The sequence below is a fragment of the Romboutsia weinsteinii genome (assembly GCF_002250835.2).
Lineage (GTDB): Bacteria > Bacillota > Clostridia > Peptostreptococcales > Peptostreptococcaceae > Romboutsia_A > Romboutsia_A weinsteinii.
Genome location: NZ_NOJY02000073.1, coordinates 1 through 11,402, shown reverse-complemented (window position 1 = coordinate 11,402; position 11,402 = coordinate 1). Strand labels below are relative to the sequence as shown.

The following is an 11,402-nucleotide window of genomic DNA, read 5'->3' as shown; positions in this document are numbered from 1 at the left end:
ATTATTAACTGCTCAAGAAAACAATTCTCCAGTTATATTAGGTGTATCTGAAGGTGCTGGTAAGTACATGGGTGGTTACAAAACTATAGTAGGAATGGTTAACGGAATGTTAGAAGAATTAAAAATAACAGTTCCAGTTGCTCTTCACTTAGACCACGGTAGCTATGATGGAGCATTAAAAGTAATAGAAGCAGGATTCTCTTCTGTTATGTTTGATGGTTCTCACTACTCTATTGAAGAAAATATAGAAAAAACAACAGAAATAATAAAGATTGCAAACGCTAAAGGGATATCTGTAGAAGCAGAAGTTGGTTCTATAGGTGGGGAAGAAGATGGTGTTGTAGGTGCTGGTGAAATAGCTGATCCAGCTGAATGTAAGCAAATAGCTGATTTAGGAGTTGACATGTTAGCTGCTGGTATAGGTAATATACATGGTCAATATCCAGAAAACTGGGCAGGATTAAACTTCGAAGCTTTAGCTGCTATAAACAAATCTACAGGTCAAATGCCATTAGTATTACACGGTGGTACTGGTATATCTGAAGAAATGATAAAAGAAGCTATATCTTTAGGGGTTTCTAAGATAAATGTTAATACTGAGTGCCAATTAGTATTCGCTGAAGCTACTCGTAAATACATAGAAGCTGGAAAAGATTTAGAGGGTAAAGGATTTGACCCTCGTAAACTATTAGCTCCAGGATTAGAAGCTATAAAAGCTACTGTAAAAGAAAAAATGGAATTATTCGGTTCTATAAACCAAGCTTAATTCTATTGACAAAAAATCTCCTGAATATCAGGAGATTTTTTTATTAGCTATAAAATTTTGATGCTCCTACTAACTGCCTTTTTGAAACTATTTTAGCCAAATTAGTAAGTGATGATATTTTTATATCCTTAAAACATACTACAAATACAAATTTAAAATCATCAAAATCTTCATTTATATTATATACATCAAAAAAGCATCTTATATTTTCAACTAAGTATAAATCCTGCAGTTCTGATTCTATTTCGTCTGTTGCATCTTTTAGGTATGCTCTTACATCTTCAAATAAAACATCAAAGTAAGATTCATCAATATTATCGCCTGCTTCTTCAAGCAATTCTTCTATATCTTGCATGTCAAAAACATCTTCTGATAATTGGCAATCAAATACCATTATATCTTTTTGATTTATAGTATTTGAAATATCTTGTACATACTCAAAATCTGGGCGCAATCCTAGAATATCTTTTATTTCATTGCTATTTACATGAAATTTTCCTTTTCTATTCTTTAGCTTTAACTCTATCATATGATCGCCTCCCCCATTTAATAAATGTGCTCTATCTATATTTTTCTATAATATCTTTTATTTGAGTCCAATTTTCAACTCTAATTATATTTTCATGGTTTATATCTTTATTATAGTTTGTATCAATTAATAATACTAGCATCCCTTCACCTGCTAACTCCATAGCATTTGATGGACTATCTTCAATAAAAATATTACACTCTAATTCTCTAGCTTTATCTATCTTATAATGACTTCCTAATAAGTAAACATCTATTTCTTCAAAACCATTGTTCTTTAACCAATTAGTAGTCACATCTGTTAATATTTCGCTCCTAGCTGTTACAAAGAATACATTATGATCTTTATATAATTCTCCAATGACATCCTTAGCACCTTCTACAACTTCAGCTTCTCCGTAAGAATGCATATAGTCCCCATGAAATCTTTCTAATAATCTGTCCATATCTATATCATACAAACTTTCCCAATTATAAGTAGTACAATCTTCTTCTGTAATATTTTTATTATACATTTCATTTAAATATGGAATGAAATGATAAGGGCTAGTTACTGTTCCATCTATATCAATACATATATTTAATTTATTCATCTCTACCTCCATAATTATTAGTTAAATGTAATAATATCACAACTCTAATTATAAATCAAAGAGTGCAATATAAGTATATGTATATAATACCAAAAAGCTTACCTATATAGGTAAGCTTTTACATAATTTTTACAGTTTTAAAACAAGTTTATACTTATTAATTAACTTATCTAACTCTGTACACTCTCTTCTTTTTCTAAATTCTGCTTTAGACCATTCAGTCTTTCTTTGAAGTTTGCTATATGTTCATCTGACGAGTTTAAATATTGAGTAATCTTGCTTATATATTTGATATTTTTACTATCTATAAGCTTGATTGCACTTTCCATCGCCTTCGATCTTAGTTCATAGGTCTTTATTAAGTCGTTCCTTGAACTACTTAATACTTCTATATATTCTTCTTTAGATAAAGCCGGTATCTTCATATCTTCATACATGTCTATTACATAATCACATTGATTTTTAGCATGTTCTACATCAGATTTTATCTCATTTAATTTAGTCAAATTTTTTGCTATATTTTTAGTATATGCCATACATTCCCTCATAGGAATTAGCGCTATCTTTTCTATTTCATAAATTTCTTTATTAAAACTATCTATTGTTTGCATATCATTTTCTAATGTATTGATAGTTTCCTCTATTTCAGGAGATTCTTTTGGTTTTTGTTGTTTTGAGTCTCCTTTTTTCTCCTCAAGTTCTTTATCGCTTATGTACTCTTCTTTATCTTTTTCCTTTTGATTTTGTTTATCAAAGCTAGAGATATATTGGTCTTCGTATTGACTATTTTTCGTATATTTTTGATAATATATAGCTTCCTTTATCTTTCCTAAGCCGCTTACATAAACATTGCTGATAACTATTATAGTAACCAAAACTACGTAAATACTGCTATATATACAAGACCTCTTAAAGTTCTTATAATTCCTAAATATCTCTATTAGCGGGATAAGATATAATAATAAGAAAACAACCGCCCATCTCATTTATTAGCGCCCCCTTTTTAATTTTTAGTCATATAGCTTATAGTATTTACCATTTTTATAATTATTAATCCAATACTTGGATTAAATTAAAATCTATATAGTCACAAGAAGCAAGTGTATACTCAACTCCATTTCTAATTCCTTTTAACCCCATCTTAAAGGAATCCTTACCATGCAGATGTCCATATATTACCTTCTCTACATTATATTCCTCATAAAGCTTAGTAAATATCGATTCCTCTAGCTTATCATTTGTAGGTGGATAATGAGTTATAACTATTAACTTTGAGTATCCCTTCTTTACTGCTGACTGAAGAGATAATCTTATCCTATTTTCTTCTCTTATATATATTTTTTTATCATTCTCATCAAACTTAACATCATTAGGACACATCCATCCTCTTCCTCCGCAGATGGCATAGTCTTCATACTCATAAAAATTAGTCTGTAAGAAACTCATATTTTCATACAATTTATTTAGATTTGTAACAGTTGTCCACCAGTAATCATGATTACCCTTGATAAATATCTTTCTCCCTGGAAGTTCACTTATTATATCTAAATCCTTACTTGCTTCTCCTAGGTTTATCCCCCAAGATGTATCTCCTAAAACCAATACTGTGTCATTATCCTTTACTTTCAATTTCCAATTTTCAATTATTTTGCTTTCATGACCTTCCCAGTTATCGCCAAAAATGTTCATAGGCTTATTCACGGCTGTTGAAAAATGTAAGTCACCTATTGCATATAAACTCATAATTTTTTTCCTTTCTATTAATCTTACTTATTTAAATTATTTCCGTTTTATTTCATATCTAATATATTAATATCTATTTTCAAAAAAGAAAGTTATCCATAACTATGGATAACTATCTAATTACTTTTCTTTGGGTTTTTGTACTCCTGTAATAAATCATCTATTTCTCTTTTTAGATGTAAAATTTCCGTTATATCTTTTTCTGTATCTATCTTATCTAATCTTCTTTGATACATTATTGCTCTTTGTGTATTTCCAACATTATATAATTCTTGAATTTTATTCAATACATCTCTTACAGTTACAGATTTAACTTGATACATAACTTGAGCTTTCATTATGTCTTCTCTAATCTCGCTCATTTCTTGATCTAATAAAAATGCAGCATCTGCGGCTCTCCTAAGTCTTATTGCTACATCTTCAGGTATGTAGTGCTCATACTTATATTTTAAAGAGTGCTCTATTGTGGCCCAAAAGTTCATAGCAAGTGTTCTAATCTGTATCTCACATAATATTTCCTTAGATCCTGCAATTGAGTTTATCGGATACCTTATTATTACATGGTAACTTCTATATCCACTGTCTTTAAAATTTTCAATATAATCTTTCTCATAAACTATACTCATATCATTTCTAGACTTGATTAGGGTTATTATAGTATATATATCTTCAACAAACTGGCACATAATTCTAATACCAGCTATATCTTCCATTTCACCTTCTATATCATCTATTTGCATTCTTTTTGATTTAGATATTATAGAAGCTATTTTTTTAGTTCTACCTGTAACAAATTCTATCGGAGAATACTCTCCTTTAGCGAGAAATTCTTTTCTTATATTTTTAAATTTTACTTTTAATTCTTCAACAGCATGATCATAAGGAGCTAGTACTTCATCCCATTTTTCGTATTCCATATTGCTCACCCTTTATTCTATTTTTGCAGTCATATTTATTTTAACATAATTTATTTTTTTTTGGTATAATAAAGCAATTCACCATCACTTAGTTTATACATTATTTCATCTAAATCAATTAAATGACTTATTAAAGAAACCAAAGATGATTTAAAAAAATGATACTCCTTGTAATTATTACTTAATTTATTGTTATTTATAATGTTCTTTAATATATTTTCTAAAGTGATTGGTTCATTTATCATATTTCTTACTTGATTCAAGTACTTATCTATAGACTTTTCATGCTTTTCTATTATTCTACGACAATCAGTTTTCTCAATAATTCTTTTTCCATGACCTTCTACTATATAATTAAAATCTAAATATTTTAGCTTATTTAATGATTCTTTATAATCTGCTATATCAAATAAAAATAAAAAATCATACTTATCTAATATCTCATCTCCAATAAGAAGGTCTCCTACAAAAAGTACTTTATCTTTTGTTAAAACACCGATACTTCCTGGAGTATGCCCTTTAAACTCTATTATGTTGAAATCCACCTCATTTAGAGTTACTACACCTTCTTCTATAACAGCATCTATACTTACTTTTCCTAAAGATTTTCCTTTTAATATTCCATCCATAAATGAGTTACTTCTTCCACCCATTATATACTTTGAAAATAGCTCTGGATGCTCTATATATAATCTTGAATACTCTGATGATAGCAACTTAGCGTTATTATAGCGCTCTTTAAATTGATTACACGCGCCATAATGATCATTGTGCTCATGTGTGTTTATAATATACTTTATCTCTATGTCTTTATCATCTAAAGCTTTAATTATTCTCTTTGGTCTAAGTCCACCTAATCCTGGGTCTATTATAAGCGCAGTACTATCATTATATATATAAACACCTGTATTAGTTCCACCTTTGATGTAATAAGTGTTTCCTTGTATGTTTGTTATATCCATCTTATCACCAATTATCTTACTAGTATTTTTTTTAGTCTATTTATTGCAACTTCCCTTGCCTCACTATCTTTTGACACTTTCACTTTTATATTATAAGCTACATTTTCATTTAGTAGACAGTCTATAAAGTATTCAACTATTCCTCTATCTTTAAAATCTATATCAATAATTTCTTTAGAAAAAATTTTTGAATCTAATACCATTAGTTCATCTGCAAAACTTAATCTTGTAGCTTTGTCTAAATATTCCTTCTCAGGTATAAAATCCTCGCAGTAATTTATTTTATAATTAACTACTTCATCATTAATATCAAATCCATACTTAGATTTGATAATATTTTTGTAATCTATATTTCTCTTTGTCACATTAGATAAATTCTTATTGTAATCCTCTTTTTTCCAATGTCCAAATAATCTACAGTTTAAAGGCCTAACTTCATAAATCATACATCTATTATTATCATCTTTAAAAGGACATGGACTTTTCTTTACATATTCTAAGAAGTAATAGTCTAGTACTTTATTTAAACATTCTATTCTTAGTTTATCATTTCCCTTTAAATAATTAAAAATATTTATAAACTCAATTAAATTTATACCTACAGACTCCATACAGCAGCTTCCACAGCCATTACAGTCCCCACTAGGTAGTGTATTATATACACTATTTAGTTTATCTATTAATTTATTTTCTTTAGAATAATCTATACATTTTAAGACTTCCGATTTTTTTATACTAGTCATTATTATTACTCCTTGTTATAATTATTAAGTTAATACAAACACTTATTATAACACACTTACAAAGGTTAATTATAGGAGGTAATTTTATGAATAGATACACTAAAATAATAAGCATGATGGATAGTTACTATACTAAGGATTATGAAAAGCAAAAAAAGAACATCACTAAGATTAGAGAGGTAAGAGAAGAAACAGTTAGAAAATTTTTCTTACAAGGAGACTGTGAGGTTTTAGTCATTCTTGAAGACAGCGGTAGAGAGATTCTTATAGATGATTTCTCTTCAGATGAAGATATAAAAAAGTATCTTGGCGCAAAATTTATAAATAAAAAGAGATAGTTAAATATTCTTTTAATTTTTATGTATAACAAGCTTATTTATGGTTCATAATACATATGTGAAATTAAATATTTAACTCAATCTCCCCCAATTTGAGCTTTCATTCCCCCAATGAAAGCTCTTTTTATTTTTGCTAAAGCATAATTATGTAGCGACTCTATTAACTTATTGATTTATTTTACTATTTTTATAGAAACAATTATAAATATAATTATTTCTAGTTAGTAAATTCAAAATAAGTTATAATTATCTGATAAGATTAATCATAGGAAACGAGGTACAGTATGCTAAACATAGGAAATTTAAATTTAGATACAGATTTTGAATATAGAATAATTCGTGAAGAGGATAATGATTTAGATTTATTTATAGATGTTAATTATCGTAGTTTAGATATAAATAATGATAATTCTGGATTTTTTAAATCTAGAATCCAATTCCCTTTTGTAAGGTCTCTGATTCTTAGAATAGATAAGACAAGCAATATAATGACTGTTCATGTAATGAGGGATATTGATTTATTATCTGCTTTTGCAAATTTTGAAATTGAGTATGCAGATTCTGTTATAAGTATTAAGAATATCCATGAGAAGGTTCTTTTCTCTAAAACTCCTTTAGATAAAGCTTAGAGGATTAATAACTATTAGTTACTTCAATCTGTAATTCTACTATTTAATAAAAAATAAGGGGGCCTTAATAGGCCCCTTTTTTTGTAATTGCTTACTTATTATAAGTTAATTATATTAATATTCTCTTAGTAAGTCAAGTTAATATTCTGAATATTTCTATAATTTATTTTTCTGTAGTTTTTCCAAAAGCTGTTAAGTATATATCTTTTAACTCTGTTACTAATGGAAGTCTTGGGTTAGCTGGAGTACACTGGTCATCGAAAGCATCTAAAGATAATTTATCTACTTTGGCCATGAACGCTTCTTCAGTTACACCACAAGCTTCTATAGTTTGAGGTATATTTAATTCTACTAATAAGTTATTTATAGCCTCTATTAAGCTGTTAACTCCCTCTTCAGTAGTTGACGCTGGTAATCCTAAGAATCTAGCTATTTCAGCATACTTTTGATCAGCTATGAAAGCTTTATATTTAGGGAATGCAACAAATTTAGTTGGCTTAGTTGCATTGTACTTAACAACATGTGGTAATAATATAGCATTTGCTCTACCATGAGGTATATGGAATTCTCCACCTAATTTATGAGCTAATGAGTGATTTATTCCTAAGAATGCATTTGTAAATGCCATACCTGCCATACAAGAAGCATTGTGCATCTTTTCTCTAGCTTCTTTATCATTTCCATTTCTATAAGCTTTTGGTAAGTAATCAAATACTAATTGAATAGCTTTTAAAGCTAATGCATCTGTGTAATCAGTTGCCATTATAGAAACGTAAGCCTCTACTGCATGAGTTAATACGTCTACCCCTGTATCAGCTGTAACTGATGCTGGAACAGTCATAACTAATGTAGGATCTATTATAGCTACATCTGGAGTTAACTCATAATCAGCTAAAGGATATTTCATGTTATTTACTTTATCTGTAACAACTGCGAAAGAAGTTACTTCTGATCCAGTTCCTGAAGTAGTTGGTATAGCTACTAATTGAGCCTGTCTTCCTAATTTAGGGAACTTGAATACTCTCTTTCTTATATCCATAAATCTTAGTCTTAAATCATCAAAGTTAGCTTCTGGATTTTCGTAGAATAACCACATAGCCTTAGCAGCATCCATTGCTGAACCTCCACCTAGAGCTATTATAGTGTCAGGCTTGAACTTTCTCATAGCTTCCGCACCATTTAACACTGTTTCTACAGATGGATCTGGCTCTACATCACAGAATACATCTATCATTACTGGATTTTGTCTCTTTCTTAAGTGGTGGTTTAATTTCTCAACATTTCCTAATTGAACCATCATTCTATCAGTAACTATCATTACTCTATTTGCATTTGGTAATTTTTCTAAGTAGCTGATTGAACCGAATTCATGGTATATTCTTTCAGGTACTTTGAACCATTGCATGTTTATCTTTCTCTTAGCAACCTTCTTAACATTTATTAAGTTTACTGCTGATACGTTATCAGTTGTTGAGTTGTTACCCATAGAACCACATCCTAAAGTTAATGATGGAGTATTTACATTGTATATATCACCTATAGCTCCGTGAGTTGATGGTGCATTTACAAGTAATCTACCCGTTCTTACAGTTTTTCCAAATTCTAATATTATATCGTCATCGTTAGAGTGTATAACAGCTGAATGTCCTAGTCCTCCAAACTCAGTCATTTCTACACACTTCTCTATACCTTCTTTAGAACCTTTAACTTTGAAACAAGCAAGTACTGGACTTAACTTTTCTTTTGATAAAGGATCTTCCATTCCTACTTTTTCAAGCTCAGCAACTAATATTTTTGCATTTTGAGGAACTTTCTTAAGTCCTGCCATTTGAGCTATTTGGTAAGCACTTTGTCCAACTATGTTCGGATTTAAAGTCTTAGTTTCTGGATTTATTACAAGGTTTTGTAATAATTCTTTTTCTTTTTTATCTACAAAGTAGCAATCATAGTACTTCATTAAGTTTACTACTTCATCGTATATTTCTTCATCTATTATAACTGCTTGCTCAGAAGCACATATCATTCCGTTATCGAAAGTTTTTGATAATATTAAATCATTTACAGCTTGCTTTACATCTGCAGTCTTTTCTATGTAGCAAGGTACATTACCTGCTCCAACCCCTAGAGCTGGTTTTCCTGAAGAGTAAGCTGCCTTAACCATTCCTGGTCCACCTGTTGCAAGTATTAACGCAACTCCTCTGTGGTTCATTAATAAGTTAGAAGCTTCTATTGATGGTTGCTCTATCCATTGTACACAATTTTCTGGAGCTCCTGCAGCTATTGCAGCATCTCTTACTATTTTAGCAGCTTCAGAAGAACATTTTTGAGCTGATGGATGGAAACTGAATATTATTGGGTTTCTACCTTTTAATGATATTATAGATTTAAACATTGTAGTAGAAGTTGGGTTAGTAACTGGTGTTACCCCTGCAACAACACCTATTGGTTCAGCTATTAACATGTATCCTTCTTCTTCATTATCTTCTATAACACCAGCAGTTTTCTTGTACTTTATACTGTTGTGTATGTATTCAGTAGCAAATATATTTTTTGTTACTTTATCTTCAAATACTCCCCTTTGAGTTTCATTTACAGCTAATTGAGCTAATTCTATATGCTGATCTAAACCAGCTTTAGCCATTGCAGCAACTATTTTATCAACCGCCTCTTGGTCTAGGTCAAGCATTGCTTTTTTAGCAGCCTCTGCTTTAGTAACTAATCCATTAATCATGTTTTCAACACTAAACTCTTGCTTTAATTCAACTACTTTAGTATTTTTTGCTTCCTTAGTACTCATAGTATATTTCCTCCCAAAATTTTAAATAATTTATATTAAACTGCGTTAGTTAATTAACAAACTTGCTATATTTAGATAATAACCCATCAGGATTTTTATGTCAATATCTTTTGTTAAATTTTTATTTATTAATTCAAGGTAAACGTTTTTATTTTTTTTACACTGTAAATAACTGCATTTTCTAACCTTTCAGCCATGTTCTATTATGTTTTTCGTATACATATTTTTTGATAAATCCTTTCTATATTTTACATTCCATGCCATCGTTAAAAAAAACACATTCTTTTAAGAAAAATAACCTATTCTTAAAAATTCTAATAAAAATAGGTTATTTTCCATCTTTAAAGTTATTTCTTTGTTAAATATTATACGTATTCTAATTATTTAAAAGTTATTTTCACATCTTTATATCCTATATTTATTAATGATGATTTCAGACTAGACTCTGTACTACTTTTTACTTCATCCATAAACCCTTCCTCTATAACTTTGCTTTCATACTCTTTTTTGTACTTGCTCATATCTTCAAATACTTCTTGAGTATCTACCTTATTAAAAATAGAATTTTTCACATCATATAAATATATATTTTCATCATCTATGTAGTGGTCTAATATGCTACATTTTTTTATTTCTATAGATATACTATCTTCTTTATTTGAAAGTACCTCTATGTCTTCTGGTTTTACTCCTGCATTTATGATTCCACTATACTTTATAACAAATGATTTATTTGTAAAAGGGATTTTTATGTCCATTATACTTAAATCTTTCTTAACAGTTACAATGTTATTATAGTTATATTTTATAGTATTTAAATCAAGAGCTTGAGTTATAGTATCCAAAACCTTAGTATTATCACTATATTCATTTTTTTGTGGTTTAAGTTTGAATATAATATAACATGTTGCTAATGCTATAATAAAAATAAGTAATAATATATATACTTTCTTAATTTTTTTACGTTTTTGCAACAAAACATTCCCTCCTTTTGATATAATATTCCTGTTATTAATAAGTATAGTAGTGGTATAAACCTAAATATTACTTATTATTTTATAAATTTTTTAGTGACATAGGTTATATTTTCAATTTATAACTGTGTACGGAAGGAGTAAAAAATGGATTTATTAGTATTCGGACATAAGAACCCAGATACAGATTCAATATGTTCATCAATATCTTTAACTTATTTAAAAAATCAACTAGGACACAATGCTACAGCTTGTGCTTTAGGAGACATAAGAAAAGAAGCTCAGTTTGTATTAGATTACTTTAAGGTAGATGCTCCTAAAGTATTAAACACTGATGAAACACCTATAAAAGGATTAAATGTTGTTTTAGTAGACCACAATGAGTACGCTCAAAGTGCTGATGGTATAGAAG

Annotated in this window: 13 protein-coding genes; 4 read left to right on the top strand and 9 right to left on the bottom strand. The window is 29.0% G+C overall.

What is annotated here, in order from left to right:
• On the top strand, nucleotides 1-766 hold a 766-nt coding region (locus tag CHL78_RS18255; protein WP_116041669.1), incomplete at its 5' end, for a class II fructose-bisphosphate aldolase.
• 43 nt (nucleotides 767-809) lie between these two features.
• Here the strand turns inward: CHL78_RS18255 and CHL78_RS18250 are convergent.
• The 7 genes from CHL78_RS18250 to CHL78_RS18220 all read right to left on the bottom strand — a co-directional run bounded on the left by CHL78_RS18250 (nucleotide 810) and on the right by CHL78_RS18220 (nucleotide 6,252).
• Nucleotides 810-1,295: a hypothetical protein gene (locus CHL78_RS18250; RefSeq protein WP_094368306.1), complete on the bottom strand. Its 486-nt coding sequence runs from the start codon at nucleotides 1,293-1,295 to the stop codon at nucleotides 810-812.
• Nucleotides 1,296-1,326: 31 nt separating this feature from the next.
• Nucleotides 1,327-1,887 (bottom strand): 5' nucleotidase, NT5C type, encoded by a 561-nt coding sequence (locus CHL78_RS18245; protein WP_094368305.1) that lies wholly within the window; start codon nucleotides 1,885-1,887, stop codon nucleotides 1,327-1,329.
• A gap of 170 nt (nucleotides 1,888-2,057) precedes the next feature.
• On the bottom strand, nucleotides 2,058-2,873 hold the full coding sequence (locus CHL78_RS18240) for a hypothetical protein (protein WP_094368304.1): 816 nt from the start codon (nucleotides 2,871-2,873) through the stop codon (nucleotides 2,058-2,060).
• A 64-nt stretch (nucleotides 2,874-2,937) separates the two neighbouring features.
• A complete protein-coding gene (locus CHL78_RS18235) occupies nucleotides 2,938-3,630 on the bottom strand; it encodes a metallophosphoesterase (protein ID WP_094368303.1) in 693 nt (230 codons plus the stop codon).
• A gap of 116 nt (nucleotides 3,631-3,746) precedes the next feature.
• Entirely contained in the window at nucleotides 3,747-4,547 is an 801-nt protein-coding gene (locus CHL78_RS18230; RefSeq protein ID WP_094368302.1) for a GTP pyrophosphokinase, read from the bottom strand.
• Nucleotides 4,548-4,597: 50 nt separating this feature from the next.
• Nucleotides 4,598-5,509, bottom strand: coding sequence for an MBL fold metallo-hydrolase (locus CHL78_RS18225; protein ID WP_094368301.1), 912 nt, complete (start codon nucleotides 5,507-5,509; stop codon nucleotides 4,598-4,600).
• A gap of 11 nt (nucleotides 5,510-5,520) precedes the next feature.
• Entirely contained in the window at nucleotides 5,521-6,252 is a 732-nt protein-coding gene (locus CHL78_RS18220; protein WP_094368300.1) for a YkgJ family cysteine cluster protein, read from the bottom strand.
• An 86-nt stretch (nucleotides 6,253-6,338) separates the two neighbouring features.
• On the opposite strand from CHL78_RS18220, the gene CHL78_RS18215 reads away from it, so the two are divergent.
• Together CHL78_RS18215 and CHL78_RS18210 are read left to right on the top strand one after the other, a co-directional pair.
• Nucleotides 6,339-6,590, top strand: coding sequence for a hypothetical protein (locus CHL78_RS18215; RefSeq protein WP_094368299.1), 252 nt, complete (start codon nucleotides 6,339-6,341; stop codon nucleotides 6,588-6,590).
• Nucleotides 6,591-6,874: 284 nt separating this feature from the next.
• Entirely contained in the window at nucleotides 6,875-7,219 is a 345-nt protein-coding gene (locus CHL78_RS18210) for a hypothetical protein (protein WP_094368298.1), read from the top strand.
• Between the two features lie 163 nt (nucleotides 7,220-7,382).
• Here CHL78_RS18210 and adhE read toward each other — a convergent pair whose 3' ends face one another.
• Together adhE and CHL78_RS18200 are read right to left on the bottom strand one after the other, a co-directional pair.
• Nucleotides 7,383-10,016, bottom strand: coding sequence for a bifunctional acetaldehyde-CoA/alcohol dehydrogenase (gene adhE / locus CHL78_RS18205; RefSeq protein WP_094368297.1), 2,634 nt, complete (start codon nucleotides 10,014-10,016; stop codon nucleotides 7,383-7,385).
• A gap of 380 nt (nucleotides 10,017-10,396) precedes the next feature.
• Nucleotides 10,397-10,990, bottom strand: coding sequence for a DUF4230 domain-containing protein (locus CHL78_RS18200; protein WP_158540731.1), 594 nt, complete (start codon nucleotides 10,988-10,990; stop codon nucleotides 10,397-10,399).
• Nucleotides 10,991-11,137: 147 nt separating this feature from the next.
• Between CHL78_RS18200 and CHL78_RS18195 the strand changes: the two genes are divergently transcribed.
• Nucleotides 11,138-11,402: DHH family phosphoesterase (locus tag CHL78_RS18195; protein WP_199534117.1), on the top strand; the 265-nt coding region annotated here is incomplete at its 3' end.

What these genes read in the sequence shown, in the direction of transcription:
- CHL78_RS18245 (WP_094368305.1), bottom strand. Translation starts at nt 1,887, where the DNA reads ATGAATAAATTAAATATATGTATTGATATAGATGGAACAGTAACTAGC.
- adhE (WP_094368297.1), bottom strand. Translation starts at nt 10,016, where the DNA reads ATGAGTACTAAGGAAGCAAAAAATACTAAAGTAGTTGAATTAAAGCAA.
- CHL78_RS18210 (WP_094368298.1), top strand. Translation starts at nt 6,875, where the DNA reads ATGCTAAACATAGGAAATTTAAATTTAGATACAGATTTTGAATATAGA.
- CHL78_RS18215 (WP_094368299.1), top strand. Translation starts at nt 6,339, where the DNA reads ATGAATAGATACACTAAAATAATAAGCATGATGGATAGTTACTATACT.
- CHL78_RS18235 (WP_094368303.1), bottom strand. Translation starts at nt 3,630, where the DNA reads ATGAGTTTATATGCAATAGGTGACTTACATTTTTCAACAGCCGTGAAT.
- CHL78_RS18240 (WP_094368304.1), bottom strand. Translation starts at nt 2,873, where the DNA reads ATGAGATGGGCGGTTGTTTTCTTATTATTATATCTTATCCCGCTAATA.
- CHL78_RS18220 (WP_094368300.1), bottom strand. Translation starts at nt 6,252, where the DNA reads ATGACTAGTATAAAAAAATCGGAAGTCTTAAAATGTATAGATTATTCT.
- CHL78_RS18250 (WP_094368306.1), bottom strand. Translation starts at nt 1,295, where the DNA reads ATGATAGAGTTAAAGCTAAAGAATAGAAAAGGAAAATTTCATGTAAAT.
- CHL78_RS18230 (WP_094368302.1), bottom strand. Translation starts at nt 4,547, where the DNA reads ATGGAATACGAAAAATGGGATGAAGTACTAGCTCCTTATGATCATGCT.
- CHL78_RS18225 (WP_094368301.1), bottom strand. Translation starts at nt 5,509, where the DNA reads ATGGATATAACAAACATACAAGGAAACACTTATTACATCAAAGGTGGA.